This window comes from Actinocorallia longicatena (assembly GCF_039534125.1).
In the GTDB taxonomy this organism is placed as follows: domain Bacteria; phylum Actinomycetota; class Actinomycetes; order Streptosporangiales; family Streptosporangiaceae; genus Actinocorallia; species Actinocorallia longicatena.
Window position 1 is genome coordinate 445,091 of sequence record NZ_BAAAUV010000002.1, and the last position, 17,103, is coordinate 462,193.

The following is a 17,103-nucleotide window of genomic DNA, read 5'->3' on the forward strand; positions in this document are numbered from 1 at the left end:
AGGTGAACCCACTGGAGAGACTGCGCGCGGCGACGGCGGAGCGGGAGACCGCCGGGCTGCGGCGGCGGCTGCGGCCCCGCACCGCCGACCACGACGGCCTGATCGACCTGGCCTCCAACGACTACCTCGGGCTCTCCCGTGACCCCCGTCTCATCGAGGCGGCCGTCGAGGCGACCCGCGAGTACGGGACGGGCTCGACCGGATCACGCCTGGTCACGGGCACGACCCGGCTGCACCAGGCCCTCGACGAGCGGCTGGCGTCGTTCGTGGGCGCTCCGGCCGGGCTGACCTTCTCCTCGGGCTACCTGGCCAACCTGGGGGCCGTGGCGGCGCTGTCGGGGCCGGGCTCCCTGGTGGTCTCCGACCAGGTCAACCACGCCTCGATCGTGGACGCCTGCCGGTTGTCGCGGGCCCGGATCGCGATCACCCCGCACCGGGACACGGCGGCCGTCGAGGCGGCCCTCGCGGAGCGGACCGAGGAGCACGCGGTGGTCGTCACGGACGCCGTGTTCTCGGTGGACGGTGATCTGGCCCCGCTGGCGGAGATGCACCGGGTCGCCCGCAGGCACGGCGCCTTCCTGATCATCGACGAGGCGCACGCGCTGGGCGTCGTCGGGGAGGGCGGCCGCGGAGCCGCGGCGGCGGCGGGGATCGCCGGCGAACCCGACGTCGTCCTGACCCTGACCCTGTCCAAGTCCCTCGCCTCGCAGGGCGGGGCGGTCCTCGGCGCCCCCGAGGTCGTCGAGACCATGATCGACACGGCCCGGTCGTTCATCTTCGACACCGGGCTCAACCCGGCGGCCGTGGGCACCGCCCTGGCCGCGCTGGAGATCATCGAGAACTCCCCCGAGCTTCCCGCCCGGGCGCGGGCGAACGCCCGGCGGATCGCGAAGCTCGCCGAGTCGCACGGGCTGGAGTCGAGGGTTCCGGACGCGGCGGTCGTTCCGGTCTTCCTCGGCGAGCCGCTAACGGCCCTCCGGGCGGCCGAAAAGTGCCTGGAACTGGGTCTCAGGGTTGGCTGCTTCCGGCCACCTTCGGTGCCCGCGGGACGGGCCTGCTTGAGAATCACCGCACGCGCCAGCCTGAGCGAGACGGAACTCACTGGTCTAGACCTGGGGTTGCGTTCGGTGGGTGACCCTACTGCCCCGTAATCTGCTCGCGTAACATCGAGCAAACCGGCGGTGAACAAGAACCGTTCAGGTGTATAGGGAGCCTTGGTGACAGCCGAACATGTACCGGTGGAATTCGGGCGGCCCCATGTGGGCAATCCCCTCGCCAATGCTCCGCGCGTCCCGAAGTACTACAGGCTGAAAGAGCTCCTGGTCGAGCTGATCACCTCGCTCCCGCCCGGCAGCCCGCTCCCGCCCGAGCGCACCCTGGCCGAGCGGTACGGCACCTCGCGGACGACCGTCCGCCAGGCCCTGGCCGAGCTGGTGATCGAGGGCAGGCTCCAGCGCATCCAGGGCAAGGGCACCTTCGTGGCCAAGCCGAAGGTGCCCCACCAGCTCCAGCTGGTGGGCTACACCGAGGACATGCGCCACCACGGCCTGCTGCCCGAGACCCGCATCCTCGACGTCGCCTACCTGACGGCCGACGAGCGGCTGGCCTCGCTGCTGGGCATCCGTCCCGGCGGCCGGGTCCTGCGCATCCACCGGCTGCGCCTCGCCGACGGCGACCCCATGTCGCTGGACTACACCCATCTCCCCGCGCGCCGCTTCCCCGGCCTGCGCAAGGAGCTGAGCCGCAACCTCTCCCTGTACGAGACCCTGGCCGCCGCCTACGACGTCCATCTCGCCGAGGCCGAGGAGACCATCGAGACGGTCCTGGCCACGCCCTACGACGCCCAGGTCCTGGGCGTCGACGTCGGCCTGCCGCTGATGCTCCTGTCCCGCCAGTCCTTCGACACCGCGGGCGAGCCCGTCGAATGGGCCCAGTCCTTCTACCGCGGCGACCGGTACAAGTTCGTCACGCGCCTGCGCCGTCCGGGCGGCTGAACCCGCCGGAGAACGCCGGAAGCGGCGGCGGACGTCCGGTCCGCCGCCGCTTCCGGCTGGTGCGAGGCTTTTCTAGAGCGTCTTCGAAAGGGCCTTGATGGGCATCTGGAGCTCGGTGAGGAGATCGAGGTCCTTGTCGGCGTCGCGGCCGAGGGTCGTCAGGTAGTTGCCGACGATCATCGCGTTGATGCCGCCGAGCAGGCCCGCCTGCGTGCCGAGGTCGCCCAGGGTCAGCTCGCGGCCGCCCGCGTAGCGCAGGATCGTGCGGGGCAGCGCCAGCCGGAAGGTCGCGATGGTCTTGAGCGCCTCGGCGCCCTCGACCAGCGGGAACGACGCGAAGGGGGTGCCCGGGCGGGGGTTGAGGAAGTTCAGCGGGACCTCGTGCGGCTCCAGCTCGGCGAGCTGGGCGGCGAACTCGGCGCGCTGCTCCAGGGTCTCGCCCATGCCGATGAGGCCGCCGCAGCAGACCTCCATGCCGGCGTCGCGGACCATGAGGAGGGTGTCCCAGCGCTCCTCCCACGAGTGCGTGGTGACGACCTTGCCGAAATGGGACTTCGCGGTCTCGAGGTTGTGGTTGTAGCGGTGGACGCCCCACGACTTCAGGTCGTCGACCTGCTCCTGGGTCAGCATCCCCAGCGAGCAGGCGATCTGGATGTCGACGGCCTCGTTGATCGCCTCGATGCCGGCCTTGACCTGCGACATCAGCCGCTCGTCCGGGCCGCGCACCGCCGCGACGATGCAGAACTCGGTGGCGCCGGTCTTGGCCGTCTCCTTGGCGGCCTCCACCAGGGAGGGGATGTCCAGCCAGGCCGCCCGGACCGGGGACTGGAACTGGCCGGACTGGGAGCAGAAGTGGCAGTCCTCGGGGCAGCCGCCGGTCTTGACCGAGATGATGCCCTCGACCTCGACCTCCGGGCCGCACCAGCGCATGCGGACCTCGTGCGCGAGCGCCAGCAGTTCCTCGAGCCGGTCGTCGGGGAGGTTCAGGCACTCGAGGGCCTGCGACTGGTCGAGACCCTTGCCCTCTTCCAGGACCTGCTGCCTGGCGATCGTCAGGATGTCAGTCACGCGATGTGCCTTTCTGGTGGGTCTCACGGAACGTACCAGCGTCGAAAGTCCCGCCGAACGCCGGGGAGAGCCCTGCGCTCGCGGCCAGCAGGAACTCGGCCGGGTCCAGCAGTCCCGAGCCGGCCGGCATCACCCCGGCCAGCGGGCGGGCGGTGATCGTCTCCAGGTCCCGGATGTTGCAGCGCATCGCGAGGTCGGGCTCGCCCGGCCAGGACCCGATCACCAGGCCGGCGGGCTGGACGCCCCGGTGGGCCATGGCCTCGAAGGTCAGCGCGGTGTGGTTCAGGGTGCCGAGATCGGGCCTGGCCACGACGACGACGGCCGCGCCCAGCCAGCGGGCCAGATCGGCGATGGTCGAGCCCTCCTCGTCGAACCGGACGAGGAGCCCGCCCGCCCCCTCGACCAGGACGAGCTGCCGCTCGGCGGCCAGCTCCCTGATCTCCGCGACGCTCGCGGACAGGTGCACGGGCGGCTTGCCCGACACCCGCGCGGCGGCGGCCGGGGACAGCGGGTCGGGGAACCGGGAGCCCTCGTGGAGGTCGGTGATCCCGGCGAGCCTGGCGATCTCCTGGAGATCGCCAGGCTCGCCGATGTCCACCCCGGTCTGCCCGGGTTTGACCACGGCCACGCTCGAGCCGCGGGCGGCCGCCAGGGCCGCCAGGGCCGCGGTCACCACGGTCTTTCCCACTCCGGTGTCGGTTCCGGTCACGACGAGGACGCTCACGAGATCGACACTAGCGCCGCCGCGTCATCCGGATCCGTTCCGGAATCCGACAGAAATCCGGCCCTCCGCTTTGTAAACCGCCCTCGATCCCCCGGGGGATCAGGCGTTGGTGAGCAACCCGTGCTCGACGCAGCGGGCCGTCCAGCCGCGCGGGGTCACCTGGACCACCATCCGGCGGCGGCAGTGCCCGCAGAAGCGCGGCGGCTCCATCTGGAGGGCGGCCCCGCAGGCCGCGTGCCCACCCGCTTCGCGGGTCTCCTCACCACAGTGCGCGCAGTACTCCATGCCGGGCACCCTACGCCCTGGGCGACGGCCGCGATGAGGTCGCCCTCATCCGCTCCACCAGCCGCGTGTCGTAGGCGCCCCCGCGGAACTCCGGATCGCCGAGCAGTTCGGTGAAGAACGGCAGGTTGCACTTCGGGCCGACGATCTGGAAGGCGCCGACGGCCTCGGCGGCCAGCTCCAGCGCGGCCTCGCGGGTCTCCCCGAAGACGATCAGCTTGGCCAGCAGCGGGTCGTAGAAGGGGGTGACCCGGGTGCCCTCGGCGTATCCGGCGTCGACGCGGACGCCGGGCCCCTCGGGCTCCACCCAGGTGACGATCATTCCGGGGCCCGGCAGGAACCGCTCGGGATCCTCGGCGTAGACGCGGAACTCGATCGCGTGGCCGCGCGGCTCGACCCGGGCGAACGACACCGGACGTCCCGCGGCGATCAGGAGCTGCTGCTCGACCAGGTCGATCCCGGTGGTCAGCTCGGTGACGGGGTGTTCGACCTGGAGGCGGGTGTTCATCTCCAGGAAGACGAAGTCCTGCCCGTCCGGGTCGACCAGGCACTCGACGGTCCCCGCGCCCCGGTAGCCGACGGCCTCCCCCGCCCGGACGGCCGCCGCCAGCATCCGCTCGCGCAGCGCGGGCGAGACCCCGGGCGACGGCGCCTCCTCGACGATCTTCTGATGGCGGCGCTGCACCGAGCAGTCGCGGTCGCCGAGCGCGAGGACCGTCCCGTCGGCCAGGCCCAGGATCTGGATCTCCACATGGCGGGCCCGCTCGACATAGCGCTCGACCAGGACGTCGGGGCCGCCGAAGAACCGCTCGGCCCGGCTGCGCGCCGACGCGAACGCCTTGGCCAGCTCCCTGTCGTCCCGCGCGACCGACATGCCGATGCCGCCGCCGCCCGCGGCCGCCTTGACCATCACCGGATAGCCGATGACGGCCGCCGCCGCGACGGCCTCCTCCGCCGTGCGGACGGGCTCGCGGGTGCCGGCCGCGACCGGGACGCCGGCCTTCTCCATCAGGTTCCGGGCGTTGATCTTGTCGCCGAGGGCCTCGATGGCCGCCGGATCGGGGCCGATCCACACCAGGCCCGCCTCGGCGACCCGGCGTGCGAAGCCCGCGTTCTCCGCCAGGAACCCGTACCCCGGATGGACGGCCTGGGCGTTGGTGCGGGCCGCCGCCTCCAGGACCGCGTCCTGGTCGAGGTAGGAACCGGCGGGATCGGCCGGGCCGATCAGCACGGCCTCGTCCGCCTCGGCGACGAACGGCAGGTCCGCGTCCGCCTCGGAGTGGACCGCGATCGCCTTCAGGCCCATCGCCCGGACGGTCCGGATCACCCGGCTCGCGATCTCCCCGCGGTTGGCCACCAGCACGGACTCGAACACGGCGCGTTCCCTTCTGAGCGGCGGATCTCCGAACCTACCGGAGATCTAGAAGGGCTTCTTGATCGCCGATGCGAGCAGGTGTATGCCCAGGGATTCGTCCTCCACCCGGCAGTCGTAGGGGGTCTGGAGCTCGGTGCGGACCAGGCGTGACAGGGCCTTGGGGTCCTTGGCCAGCACATGGTCGGCCGTCGAGGGAGACACGACGGTCCGCGGCCTGATCCACTCGATCTCGAGGCCGACGTCGTGGAGCAGCTCGCGCACCTGCGCCTGCCAGAAACAGCGGGTGATGGTCCCGTCCGGCCAGGGCACGAGGACGACCTCGGCCTTCGGCACGTCCGACAGGTGCGGCCAGAGGTTCTGCTCGGCCAGCACGGCCAGGCCGAGCGTCAGGGAGTCGACGCACAGCAGCACCCTGCCGCCGGGCCGCAGGACCCTGGAGATCTCCTCGACGGTCTCCTCGGTCGCCAGGCAGCGCGACAGCACGCCGTCCTCGGCGATGACGGCGTCCATCGAGCCGTCGATGAGGAACTCCAGGCGCGAGGGATCGCCGACGATCTGCTGGTGGTCGCCGGTCCGCGGGCTCTCGACGACCTCGACGACGTGGTGCCCCGCCGCGGCCGCCTGCTGGGCGCTCGAACCGCCGGACAGGTCGAGGATCATGGAGCTGCGCCGGGGAAGCCAGCGAGCGAGCTGCGCGGTGGCGACCGCGCGATAGAACGTCCAATAGCCCGCCAATGGATCATCGTCCTCGAGGCGGTCGAGATCGGGGGGTCTGCCCGGCTGCGGCAGCAAAGCGGGGGCTCCTGTCTTCGGTAGAGACATCTTTCCCCCAAAGGGGCTTCGCGTCACCCTCCGTGAAGGTTGCAGGAATCTACCCCCTGGTAGGGAATGGCGCGACCTTGGCCGCTGTTGGACCGACACAGATGCTGGGCGCACAGTCGGGAGGGACAAGTGCCGGTTCTCTCTGGGGTCACTGACAAGATCGACACTACCGGGGCGATAGTCTCGTACTCGTTCGATCGTCTGGTTCCTATGCAGGGGGTGGGTACCGTTCCGGGCACTGCGGAGACCGTGGAGCAGCGCGGGGAGCGCTTCCAGCGCGACGTGCTGCCGTTCCTGGACCAGTTGTACTCGGCCGCGATGCGCATGACGCGCAACCCCGCGGACGCCGAGGACCTCGTCCAGGAGACCTTCGCCAAGGCCTTCGCGTCCTTCCACCAGTTCAAAGAGGGCACGAACCTCAAGGCGTGGCTGTACCGCATCCTCACCAACACGTTCATCAACTCCTACCGCAAGAAGCAGCGGGAGCCGAAGAACAGCGGGACCGAGGAGATCGAGGACTGGCAGCTCGCGCGGGCCGAGTCGCACACCTCCACCGGGCTGAAGTCCGCCGAGGTCGAGGCGCTCGAGCATCTGCCCGACTCGGACGTGAAGACCGCTCTGCAGGAACTGCCCGAGGAGTTCCGTCTCGCGGTCTACCTCGCGGACGTCGAGGGCTTCGCCTACAAGGAGATCGCCGACATCATGGGCACCCCCATCGGTACGGTGATGTCACGGCTGCACCGGGGCAGAAGGCAGCTGCGGTCGATGCTGGAGGACTACGCGCTGGAGCGCGGCCTCACGCGGGAGGGTTCGAAATGAGCTGCGGCAACCACCACGAGACGCCCTGCAACGAGGTGCTCGCCCGGGTCTACACCTATATCGACGGTGAGCTCGAGGACTCCGGCTGCTCCCAGGTGAAGCAGCACCTCGACGAGTGCGGGCCCTGCCTGCGCGAGTACGGGCTCGAGGAGTCGGTCAAGAAGCTGGTGAGCAAGTCCTGCGGCAAGGACCCGGTTCCCGAGGACCTCAAGGCGAAGGTCCTCGGCCGCATCCAGGAGGCCCTCGCGGGCCACCCCGAGGAGCACACCACTGAGGGCGGGTCCCGGGGGCTGTAGCCTCTCCGGGTGCGCATCCTCATCACCGGCGCGGCCGGGTTCATCGGTTCCCATCTGGTCGACCGCCTGCTCGACGACGGGCATGAGGTCATCGCGGCCGACGACGTTTCCGGCGGTTCCGAGGCCAACCTCGGGGGCCGGACCGCGCTCCACCGGGTGGACGTCGCGGCGCCGGAGTTCGCCGATCTGGTCGCCGCCGAGGCCCCCGAGGTGATCTGCCATCTCGCCGCCCAGGTCAGCGTGCGGGCGAGCGTCGAGGATCCGCTGCGCGACGGGCAGGTCAACGTGCTGGGCACGGTCAACGTGCTGGAGGCCGCGCACCGGGCCGGTACCCGCAAGGTCATCTCCACCTCGAGCTGCGCCGTCTACGGCGTCCCCGACGCGCTGCCCGTCGGCCCGGACGGCCCGCTGCGGGCCGCCTCCCCCTACGCGGCGTCCAAGGCCGCGGGCGAGGCCTACGTGCGGATGTACGCCGAACTCCACGGCCTCGACTACACGATCATGGTTCCCGGCAACGTGTACGGGCCCCGGCAGACCCCCGAGGGCGAGGCCGGAGTGATCTCGATCTTCACCGCTGCCCTGCTGGAGGGGAAGCCGACCATCGTGTACGGCGACGGATCCAACACCCGCGACTACATCTATGTGGCCGACGTCGTCGACGCCTACGCCCGCGCGCTCACCGCCGGCTCCCGGGCCAGGGTCAACCTGGGCACCGGGGTCCAGACCAGCGACCGGCTCCTCCACACCCTGATCGCCGAGGCCGCGGGGGCCCCCGACGCCCCCGGCACCGCGCCCTTCAGGCTGGGCGACCTGCCCGCCATGGCGCTCGACCCCGCACCGGGTGCGGAAGTGCTCGGCTGGACGCCCAAAACCCCCCTTTCCGACGGCCTGAGGGCCACCGTGGAATGGGCCCGCAGCAGGTGAGCGATCCGGCATCCGACTCCGAGTGACGATATGTTCACGCTTTGCTCTCGATTTCCCGTGTTCCTGTGTGGCGGGGGTCGCGTTGGTTAGTCTTGTGGTTGACCAATCAGTGGCGGGGAGCAAGGTACGGGATCCGGGTTTTCCTGTCGGATTCTTTGGGGGGAGTCATTCCATGCTCAGGTACATGCTGGCGTCCGTCGTGACCACCGTGGTCGCGGCGGCAGCGTTTGTACTGCTGCTGACTGATCCAACAGGCGTTTCCTGGGTCTAGCAGCGGCTGGAACCCGGCGGCGGTCAACCGAGTCACCTCCCGGAGGCGGCACATGCGTGGCCTACCCCTCGCTGCCTGGGCGTACGTAGGGGGGGTGGTCGTTCTCGCGGCCACCCTCATCGCTACGTCGTCCTATGAGCACGTCAACTGGTCGACCCTGTGCGTGCTGGCGGCCCTGTTCGTCATCTGCGACTCGGCGCCCGTCCTGCTCAGCATCGAGCGGGCACGCGTCTCCCTGAGCTTCTCGGCCTGCCTGGCCTCCGTGGTGCTGCTCGGCCCCGGCGGCGCCGCGCTCGTCGGCGCCTGCGCCGTGGCGACCTGGCAGAAGGTCGCGCCCGTCAAGCGGGCCTACAACGGCGCCCAGTTCGCGCTCTGTGGGTTCGCCGCTGGAACGGTCTTCGTCGCCCTCGCCCCCGGCGACGCGCTCAGCCACGGCGCCGGGCTGCGCGGCGACGAGCTGATCGTGCCGTTCGCGGCCGCCCTGCTCACCTACGTGACGGTCAACCTCGCCCTGGTCGGCGGGATCCTTCTGCTGGCCAACCAGTCGAAGATGCGGGAGCTGTTCGACCAGATGGTCCAGCTCGCGCCGGGGCTGCTCGGCTACGGCTCGTTCGGGCTGCTGATCGCCGGCACCTGGGACGCCGTCGAGGCCGCCGCCCCGATCCTGGTCCTGCTGCCGCTGTTCGTCGCGCGGTGGGCCTTCTCCCAGACGCGCGAGCAGGAGCGGGCGCACGAGGCCGTCCTGGCCACGCTGTGCCAGGCCGTCGAGACCAAGGACTACTACACGCGCGGGCACAGCGAGCGCGTCTCGCGCGGCTCGGTGATGATCGCCGAGGAGATCGGGATGAGCGCGGCGCGGATCGAGGCGATCCGGTTCGCCGGGATGCTCCACGACGTCGGCAAGCTGGGCGTCCCGACCAAGGTGCTGCAGAAGGAGGGGCCGCTGACCGAGGAGGAGTTCGCGGCCATCCAGCTCCACCCGATGCGCGGACTCGAGATCATCCAGGAGATCGGCTTCCTCGACGAGGCCCTCGACGGGATCATGTACCACCACGAGAAGCTCAGCGGGCGCGGCTACCCCCGCGGCCTGGCCGGGAACGAGATCCCGGAGTTCGCGCGGATCATCGGCGTCGCCGACGCCTTCGACGCGATGACCTCCACCCGGTCCTACCGGCCCGCCCGGTCCATCGCCGAGGGCGTCGCGGAGCTGCGGCGGTGCGCGGGCTCCGACTTCGACCCCGACATGGTCGCGGCCTTCCTGCGGGCCCTCGCCGAGAAGGGCTGGGAGCCGCCCGCACCGGTCGTGCTCCCCCTCGACGTGCCCGTCCAGACCACGCGTCAGGACCACGACGACCCGACCGTTCCCCTGAAGATCGCTGGCGAGGGCGCATGGTAGCGAGCCGACTGCAGACCAACCGGGAGCGTCCCGCCTGGCAGAACCTCGACTCCGGGCAGCTCGTGCTGCTCGGGGCGGCGGGGACCCTGATCGTCGCGGCGGTCGGGTCGGTCGCGGCGAACGGGGGGCCCGACGAGCCGACCCCGGCCGTCATCTTCGGGGTGCTGATCGCGCTCGGCGAGCTGTTCCGGATGAACATGCCCGGCGGACGCGAGGTCGCGCCCATCTCGACGGCGGGCGCGCTGGGCTACGGGATGCTGATGAGCGTCGCGACCGAGCAGGTGTCCTACTCCGCGCTCCAGGTCGTCGCCGTGACGACCGCCGGGATGCTCGCCGGGTCGCTGCCGCACGTCGCGGTCGGCCGGTCGCCGCGGCTCGACGCCATGGCGCGGCGGCTGGTCGTCGCGGCGATCGTGGCGTTCCTGTTCCGGCCGCTGACCGGGCTGCTGTTCGACGGCAGCCTCAGCCACGGCGAGTGGTGGGCGGCGCTGGCCCTGATGTCGGGGGTGGCGTTCGCCGCGTTCTCCGTCGACATGACGATCGCCGCGACCATCCGCGCCGAGACGGTGCGGGCGCGGTTCGGGATCGCGTTCAAGGACGAGTTCCACGCCGGCATCCTGCTGAACTGCGCGACCGCCGCGACCGGCATGCTCATCGCGGTCGCCACCTCGGTGATGGGGCTGGCCGCGCTGCTGCTGTTCACCGCGCCGATCCTCACCACCCAGTTCGCTTTCCGGCGGTTCGCGGCCGTCCGCACGACCTATCTGCAGACCGTCCGGGCGCTGTCGCGGGTGACGGAGGTCGGCGGTTACGTCGAGACCGGGCACTCGCGGCGCGTGTCGAAACTGTCGGTCGCGATGGGCCGCGAGCTCGGCATGACCGAGGCGGAGCTGCTCGAACTCGAGTACGCCGCCCTCATGCACGACATCGGCCAGCTCTCGCTGCCCGACCCGATCCCCGGCGGCGCGACCGTCCTCGCCTCCCCCGCCGAGCAGGCGCGCATCGCCGAGCTCGGCGCCGCGGTCGTCGAGCAGACCGGTGTCCTCGACCGGGTCGCGCGCCTGGTCCGCCGCCAGTCCGACCCCTACCGCTCCGCCCCCGCGGGCGACGAGGCCGCCGTCAAGCCGCCGCCGCTGGCGGCCCGCATCATCAAGGCCGCCAACGCCTACGACGACCTGGTCGGCGACTCCCCCGACCGTGACCGCAGCGCCGCCGTCCTCGAACGCCTGCGCCTCGACTCGGTCTCCGAGTACGACCCGGCCGTCGTCGAGGCCCTCGGCCGCGTCCTCGACCGCCTCTCCTTCGTCACCCGCACCGCCCACCGCCGCCTCTAGGGACTCGTCGGAGGAGGCTTCCCGGCTCTACTCTCTGCCTGACGGGAACGGACGTGCCGCTCCCCTCGTTTCGGAGGCCCCCGCCATGAACGTGTTCCTTTGGATTCTGCAAGGGCTGCTCGCCGCGATGTTCCTGTTCGCGGGGGTGCTGAAGTCGACGCAGCCCAAGGAGAAGCTCGCCCCGCAGCTGCCGTGGGTCGAGGACGTCTCCCTCACGACCCTGCGGATCATCGGGGTCGCCGAGCTGGCCGCCGCGCTCGGCCTGATCCTCCCGGCCGCGACGGACATCGCGACGGTGCTCACGCCCCTCGCCGCCACGGGTCTCGTGATCATCATGGTGCTGGCGGCGATCACCCACTACCGCCGCAAGGAGACCCAGGGCATCGTCGTCAACGTGGTCATCCTGGTGGTCGCGGCCGTCGTCGCCTGGGGGCGCTTCGGGCCGTACGCGTTCTGAGGGCGCGCCGGATCCCGGGCCGGCCGCGTGGCGCCGGTCCGGCCCCCACCGTGGTCAGCGGTTCAGGCGGTCGTACTTGGCCTGGCAGGGGACGCAGCGGGCGGCTTCCGGGCGGGCTTCGAGGCGGCCCGCCGGGACGGGACGGGCGCAGGTGACGCAGGTGCCGTACGTGCCGTCCACGACGCGGCGCAGGGCGGCTTCGACGGCGCGGCGCTGGCGGGTCATGGCGTCCAGGGTCGCGTGGGTGCGGTCGGCCTCGACGAGCGCGGATCCGGCGTCGGCCGGATGGCCCCGGTCGGAGCTCTCGCCGCGCAGTGCGGCGATCGAGGCGTCGAGCTCCGCCAGCATGTCGTGCAGGCGGTCCAGGGTCACGGTGGTCGGGGGCAAGCTGACCTCCCACTTCGGCGTGAGAGCCTGTCCGTTAGAACAGGGACGGGTTACTTTCACCCGGAATTTGCCCATTTGTCAGTGGTTCTATGAGTGCGGAACCGTTGTTCTTGACGTTCCCCACCGCCTTGGACACCGGGAACGCCTCCAGACCGCCCGCCATCGCGGGAACGAGCAGCCCGGAAGGGTCCCTGACGCCCGGATCGAGCCAGGCGTCGCGGTCGGTGACGACCATCGGCATCCGGTCGTGAATGTGGCCGAGCTCGTCGGCGGCCTCGGTGGTCAGGACGGTCGTGGTCCACACCCACTCGCCCTCGGGCGACTTCCACAGCTCATACAGCCCCGCCATCGGCAGGATCGACCGGTCCTTCGGCGTGATGAAGAACGGCTGCTTCTTGCCGTCCTCGCCGGTGTACCACTCGAAGTAGCCGTCGGCGGGCAGCAGGCAGCGGCGGGCGGCGAACGCCTTCCGGAAGGAGGGCTTCTCCGCGGCCGTCTCGACCCTCGCGTTGATCATGCGGCTGCCGATCGACAGGTCCTTCGCCCAGGACGGCACCAGCCCCCAGCGCAGCATCCGCAGCCGCCGCTCCGGCACGGCCTCCTCGGGCGCGTCCTTCGCCGCCCGCTGGATCACGGCGGGCACGAGCTTGGTCGGCGCGACGTTGTAGTCGGCCTCCAGCAGGTCCCTCCCGTCCTCGGTCAGCGTCTCGTCGACGTCGATGCGGAACTCGTCCAGCAGCTCCTGCCGCGCCCGTGCCGTCGCGTATCTGCCACACATGCCTCTCAGCCTAGGTGGGGGCTGTGACAGTGAGGACCTCGTCCATCTCGCGGAGGACGGGGTCGGCGCCGGGGACGCCGGGGCGGTGGGTGATGAGCAGGACGGTGCGGTCGCCGGCGGCGCGCAGGAGGTCGGCCAGGACACGGTCGGCGGTGGCGGGGTCGAGGTGGGCGTCGGGCTCGTCGAGGATCAGGACGGGGAAGCCGGCGAGCAGGGCCCTGGCCAGGGCGATCCGCTGGCGTTCGCCGCCGGAGACGGGCGGCCGCCGGGACGGGTCCAGGTCGAGGCCCGCGCGCAGCATGACGGCGGCGACCTCGGCGTCCGAGGCTCCGGGCCTGGCCAGCCGGATGTTCTCGGCGACGGTCGTGGCGAAGACATGGGCGTCCTGGGCGCACAGCCCGATGATCCGCCGGATGTCGTCGCCGGCCATGTCCCGCAGCTCGACGCCGCCGAGCGTCACGCTGCCCTCGTACTCCACGAAGCGGGTGAGGACGGCCGCGAGCGTCGACTTGCCCGCGCCGCTCTCGCCGAAGACCGCGACCTTGCGGCCCGGCGGCACCTCCAGATCGAATCCCGCCAGGGCGTCCCTGTCCGCCCCCGGCCAGCGGGCGCGCAGCCCGCGCACGCTGATCCCGATGCCCTCGCCCGGTTCCGCGCCGCCCTCGGCGACGGGTGGGGGCGCGGCCAGGACCGCGCCGAGCAGCCGGTCGCTCTCGCGCGACTCCAGGAACTGCCGCGCTGCCGCCGCGAGGGACGTCACGGCCTCGAAGGCGGCCAGCGGTGTCAGCACGGCGACCGCGACGAGCACCGGCGCCAGCTCGCCCGACCGGGCCGCGGGCACCGCCAGCGCCAGCGCTCCGGCCACGGTCGCGCCGCAGCTCAGCGCGGTCAGCGCGGAGCCGAGCCCGAGCGAGCCCGCGGCGCGGCGGGCCGCGTCGTCGAGGGCTGCGTCCCTGTCGGCGAGCTCGGCCAGCCGGGCGGGGGCCGCCCCGCAGGCGACCAACTCGGGCAGCCCGTGCAGGGTGTCGACGGTCAGCGCGGTCATCCGGTCGCGCGCCTCGGCGGCGCGCTCCGCGGCGCGTCCGGTGGCCGCCCAGGTGAGCAGCGGCGCGACGACGCCACCGGCCAGGAGCCCGGCCAGGAGCACTCCCCCGGCGGGCGGCAGCACCCACCACTCCAGCGCGACGGCCGCCGCACCGGCCAGCGCGGCGCTCGCGAACGGGATCCGCCCCCGCACCCAGCGTTCGGCGACGCCGTCGGCGGAGGTGACGACGAGGCCCAGGGTCCGCGCGGCGCCGAGACCGCCGGGGGCGAGGTCCACGAGCCGGTCGTAGACGCGCACCCGGGTCCGTTCCAGCAGCCGCAGCGCCGCGTCGTGGGAGACCAGGCGCTCGGCGTACCGCAGCACGCCGCGGCCCATCCCGAAGGCCCGCACCGAGACGATCGCCACCATCAGGTACAGCACCGGCGGCCGTTCCGCCGCCCGCGAGATCAGGTAGCCGGACGTCGCCATCAGCCCGATCCCGCAGGCCAGTGCCGCCGCCCCGAGGACGGCCCCCGCCGCCGTCCGTCCCCTCACGCCGGCACCGGCTCCCGCGGCGCGACCGGTGCGGACGGCCATGCCAGGACGTTCCCGGCCCGCTCCACCAAGGCCCGGCGGTGGGTCGCGACCAGGGTGGTGCGCCCGGCGGCGAGCCTGTCGATGAGGTCGGCGACGTCGAGCTCGGTGGCGACGTCGAGATGGGCCGTCGGCTCGTCGAGCAGCAGCAGGACGGGGTCGAGGAGCGCGCAGCGCAGCGCCACCCTGGCGAGGGCGAGCCGCTGCCGCTGCCCCGCCGACAGCCCGTGCCCGCCGGCGCCGAGCACGGTCTCCAGCGTGGTGAACTCCAGGACGCCGGTCAGCCCGGCGGCGTCCCGGACGGCCGCGGCGGAGGCGCCCGGAACGGCGACCGCGATGTTCTCCGCGACCGTCCCGGTGAACAGATGGGGATGCTGTGGCAGCCAGGCGACCCGCCGGCGCCAGGCGTCACCGGGCACGACCTCGGCCCCTCCGGCGCGGACGCTCCCCTCGACCGGTGGCAGCAGCCCGAGCAGGACCGCGAACAAGCTCGACTTGCCGCCGCCCGAGGGCGCGGTCAGCGCGGTGATCACCCCGGGCGGTGCGTCGAAGGTGACCGGGGCGAGACCCTCCCGCGCGACGAGCCCCCGCACGCCCACGATCCCGTCCGGCACCGGCCCGGGCGCGGCGGCGGGCACGGGCGCGATGGCGGCGAAGACGCTCTCGGCCGCCGCGAGCCCCTCCTGCGCGGCGTGGAAGTGCGCCCCGGCCTGCCGCAGCGGCAGATACGCCTCCGGCGCGAGGATCAGCAGGAACAGCGCGGTCCCGAAGGAGAGGTTCCCCTCCAGCAGCCGCAGCCCGACCGAGACCGCGACGACCGCGACCGACAGCGTCGCGGCGAGCTCCAGCACCAGCGCCGAGCAGAACGCGATCCGCAGCGACGCCATCGTCGCCCTGCGGTGCTCGGCCGAGACCTTCGCGATCCGCTCCGACTGGAACCGCGCCCGGCCGAACGCCTTGAGCGTCATCAGCCCGCCCGCGACGTCGGCGAAGTGCCCGGCCAGCCGTTCCAGGGTCCGCCACTGCCGTGCCGTGCGCGCCTCGGTGCAGCTGCCCACGAGGTAGCCGAACACCGGGATCAGCGGGAGGGTCACCGCGACGATCGCGGCCGTCGCCGGGTCGGTGACCGCCAGCACGGCCAGCACCATGACGGGCACGATCGCCGCCAGCACGACCTGCGGGAGATAGCGCGAGAAGTACGGGTCGAGGGCGTCGACACCTCGGGTGACCAGGGCCGCGACCGTTCCCGCCGGGCCCGGTGCGGAACCCGACAGCGCCGAGGCCAGGACGGCCCGCCGCAGGTCGGCCTTGACGCCCGCCGAGGCCCGGTGCGCCGCCGCCTCCTGTGCCCAGGCGAGCAGGGCCCGCACCGCGAACACCGCGAGAAGCGCGAGCGGAACGGTCAGTGTGCTGAGCGCCTCGGCGAGCAGCCGGGCCTGGGCGATGGCGCACAGCGCGCCGAGCACCCCGATCCCCGTGCAGACGGCCAGGTACCGTCGGGCTCCGCGGGCGTGGCGGGCCAGGCGCGGGTCGAAGGGCCTCACGCGGAGGCCGCCACCGGGATGCTGTGGGTGCCGATGCGCTTGCGGAAGACCCAGTAGGTCCAGGCCTGGTAGGCCAGGACGAGCGGCAGGAAGATCACCGCGACCCAGGTCATGATGCCGAGGCTCTTGGGCGTGGCCGAGGCGTTCTCGATGGTCAGGCTGTTGGCGTCGGAGATCGTCGAGGGCAGCACGTCCGGGTAGAGCGCGAGGAAGAGCGTCGCGGTCGCCAGGATGACGCACCCGCCGGACAGGGCGAACGCCCAGCCCTCGCGTCCGGCCCTGGTCATGGCGAGCGAGCCGACGAGGGCGAGGGCGGCGAGGACCGCGGTCAGGGCGGTCCAGCCGGTGCCGTGCGCGAGCTGCGTCCAGACCAGGAAGATCACGGCGAGCACGGCGGCGATCAGGCCGAGCTGCTGGGCGAAGCGGCTCGCGCGGTGACGGATCTCGCCCTCGGTCTTGAGCGCGACGAACACCGAGCCGTGCAGCGTGAACAGCGACAGGGTGACCAGCCCGCCGAGCAGCGCGTACGGGTTGAGCAGGTCCCAGAAGGTCCCGACGTAGTGGTGGTTCTCGTCCAGCTTGACGCCCCGCACGATGTTCCCGAACGCCACGCCCCACAGGAACGCGGGGACCAGCGAGCCGAAGAAGATGCACAGGTCCCAGCGGTCCCTCCAGCGCGGGGTGGTGCCCTTGCCGCGGTAGTCGATCCCCATCGCCCGGACGATCAGGGCCACGAGGATCAGCAGCAGCGGCAGGTAGAACCCGCTGAACAGGGTCGCGTACCACTCGGGGAACGCGGCGAACATCGCGCCGCCCGCCGTGAGCAGCCAGACCTCGTTGCCGTCCCAGACGGGCCCGATCGTGTTGATCAGAACCCGGCGCTCGAGGTCGTTCCTGGCGAGGAACCGGGTGAGGATCCCCACGCCGAAGTCGAAGCCCTCCAGGAAGAAGTAGCCGGTCCACAGGACCGCGATGGCGATGAACCACAGGTGGTACAGGTGCATGACCGGGCCC

18 protein-coding genes are annotated in these 17,103 nt (G+C 72.1%); 8 read left to right on the forward strand and 10 right to left on the reverse strand.

The annotated features are described in order from the left end of the window. Nucleotides 1-2 precede the first annotated feature (2 nt). Together ABD785_RS05085 and ABD785_RS05090 are read left to right on the forward strand one after the other, a co-directional pair. The gene (locus tag ABD785_RS05085) at nucleotides 3-1,151 is read left to right on the forward strand and encodes an 8-amino-7-oxononanoate synthase (RefSeq protein ID WP_344822628.1); all 1,149 of its coding nucleotides are present in this window, start codon (nucleotides 3-5) and stop codon (nucleotides 1,149-1,151) included. Between the two features lie 87 nt (nucleotides 1,152-1,238). Continuing rightward, entirely contained in the window at nucleotides 1,239-1,994 is a 756-nt protein-coding gene (locus ABD785_RS05090) for a GntR family transcriptional regulator (protein WP_344822630.1), read from the forward strand. Nucleotides 1,995-2,066: 72 nt separating this feature from the next. Here ABD785_RS05090 and bioB read toward each other — a convergent pair whose 3' ends face one another. The 5 genes from bioB to ABD785_RS05115 all read right to left on the reverse strand — a co-directional run bounded on the left by bioB (nucleotide 2,067) and on the right by ABD785_RS05115 (nucleotide 6,265). Further along, nucleotides 2,067-3,062, reverse strand: coding sequence for a biotin synthase BioB (gene bioB / locus ABD785_RS05095; RefSeq protein WP_344822632.1), 996 nt, complete (start codon nucleotides 3,060-3,062; stop codon nucleotides 2,067-2,069). Continuing rightward, complete coding sequence (gene bioD, locus ABD785_RS05100; protein WP_344822634.1) at nucleotides 3,055-3,786, reverse strand: dethiobiotin synthase; 732 nt, start codon at nucleotides 3,784-3,786, stop codon at nucleotides 3,055-3,057. Before bioD ends, bioB begins: the two co-directional genes overlap by 8 nt. Before the next feature lie 99 nt (nucleotides 3,787-3,885). Then, entirely contained in the window at nucleotides 3,886-4,071 is a 186-nt protein-coding gene (bsaP, locus tag ABD785_RS05105) for a biotin synthase auxiliary protein BsaP (RefSeq protein ID WP_344822636.1), read from the reverse strand. A gap of 10 nt (nucleotides 4,072-4,081) precedes the next feature. Further along, nucleotides 4,082-5,443, reverse strand: a complete 1,362-nt coding sequence (locus tag ABD785_RS05110) for an acetyl-CoA carboxylase biotin carboxylase subunit (RefSeq protein ID WP_344822638.1) — start codon at nucleotides 5,441-5,443, stop codon at nucleotides 4,082-4,084. A gap of 45 nt (nucleotides 5,444-5,488) precedes the next feature. After that, nucleotides 5,489-6,265 carry a methyltransferase domain-containing protein gene (locus tag ABD785_RS05115; RefSeq protein WP_425547730.1) on the reverse strand — a complete coding sequence of 259 codons (777 nt, stop codon included), beginning with the start codon at nucleotides 6,263-6,265 and terminating at the stop codon, nucleotides 5,489-5,491. 210 nt (nucleotides 6,266-6,475) lie between these two features. On the opposite strand from ABD785_RS05115, the gene ABD785_RS05120 reads away from it, so the two are divergent. From ABD785_RS05120 to ABD785_RS05145, 6 genes are all read left to right on the forward strand, one after another. Continuing rightward, nucleotides 6,476-7,084 (forward strand): sigma-70 family RNA polymerase sigma factor, encoded by a 609-nt coding sequence (locus ABD785_RS05120; RefSeq protein ID WP_344822642.1) that lies wholly within the window; start codon nucleotides 6,476-6,478, stop codon nucleotides 7,082-7,084. After that, nucleotides 7,081-7,380 (forward strand): mycothiol system anti-sigma-R factor, encoded by a 300-nt coding sequence (gene rsrA, locus ABD785_RS05125; protein ID WP_344822644.1) that lies wholly within the window; start codon nucleotides 7,081-7,083, stop codon nucleotides 7,378-7,380. Before ABD785_RS05120 ends, rsrA begins: the two co-directional genes overlap by 4 nt. 9 nt (nucleotides 7,381-7,389) lie before the next feature. After that, entirely contained in the window at nucleotides 7,390-8,304 is a 915-nt protein-coding gene (locus ABD785_RS05130; RefSeq protein ID WP_344822646.1) for an NAD-dependent epimerase/dehydratase family protein, read from the forward strand. Nucleotides 8,305-8,669: 365 nt separating this feature from the next. Beyond that, nucleotides 8,670-9,971 (forward strand): HD-GYP domain-containing protein, encoded by a 1,302-nt coding sequence (locus ABD785_RS05135; RefSeq protein ID WP_344822649.1) that lies wholly within the window; start codon nucleotides 8,670-8,672, stop codon nucleotides 9,969-9,971. Then, the gene (locus tag ABD785_RS05140) at nucleotides 9,965-11,305 is read left to right on the forward strand and encodes an HD-GYP domain-containing protein (protein WP_344822652.1); all 1,341 of its coding nucleotides are present in this window, start codon (nucleotides 9,965-9,967) and stop codon (nucleotides 11,303-11,305) included. The genes ABD785_RS05135 and ABD785_RS05140 overlap by 7 nt, the downstream gene beginning before the upstream one ends. 85 nt (nucleotides 11,306-11,390) lie before the next feature. Beyond that, complete coding sequence (locus ABD785_RS05145) at nucleotides 11,391-11,762, forward strand: DoxX family protein (protein ID WP_344822654.1); 372 nt, start codon at nucleotides 11,391-11,393, stop codon at nucleotides 11,760-11,762. 54 nt (nucleotides 11,763-11,816) lie between these two features. Here the strand turns inward: ABD785_RS05145 and ABD785_RS05150 are convergent, their stop codons facing one another. Genes ABD785_RS05150 through cydB form a run of 5 tightly spaced genes read right to left on the reverse strand, consistent with a single transcriptional unit; the run spans nucleotide 11,817 to nucleotide 17,093 of the window. Then, nucleotides 11,817-12,149, reverse strand: coding sequence for a TraR/DksA family transcriptional regulator (locus ABD785_RS05150; protein ID WP_344822657.1), 333 nt, complete (start codon nucleotides 12,147-12,149; stop codon nucleotides 11,817-11,819). Between the two features lie 34 nt (nucleotides 12,150-12,183). Next, nucleotides 12,184-12,927: an SOS response-associated peptidase gene (locus ABD785_RS05155; RefSeq protein WP_344822660.1), complete on the reverse strand. Its 744-nt coding sequence runs from the start codon at nucleotides 12,925-12,927 to the stop codon at nucleotides 12,184-12,186. A 10-nt stretch (nucleotides 12,928-12,937) separates the two neighbouring features. Beyond that, nucleotides 12,938-14,506, reverse strand: a complete 1,569-nt coding sequence (gene cydC / locus ABD785_RS05160) for a thiol reductant ABC exporter subunit CydC (protein WP_344822663.1) — start codon at nucleotides 14,504-14,506, stop codon at nucleotides 12,938-12,940. Beyond that, nucleotides 14,503-16,089, reverse strand: a complete 1,587-nt coding sequence (gene cydD, locus ABD785_RS05165; RefSeq protein WP_344822665.1) for a thiol reductant ABC exporter subunit CydD — start codon at nucleotides 16,087-16,089, stop codon at nucleotides 14,503-14,505. The genes cydC and cydD overlap by 4 nt, the downstream gene beginning before the upstream one ends. Then, entirely contained in the window at nucleotides 16,086-17,093 is a 1,008-nt protein-coding gene (cydB, locus tag ABD785_RS05170; protein ID WP_344822667.1) for a cytochrome d ubiquinol oxidase subunit II, read from the reverse strand. The genes cydD and cydB overlap by 4 nt, the downstream gene beginning before the upstream one ends. Between the last annotated feature and the right edge of the window lie 10 nt (nucleotides 17,094-17,103).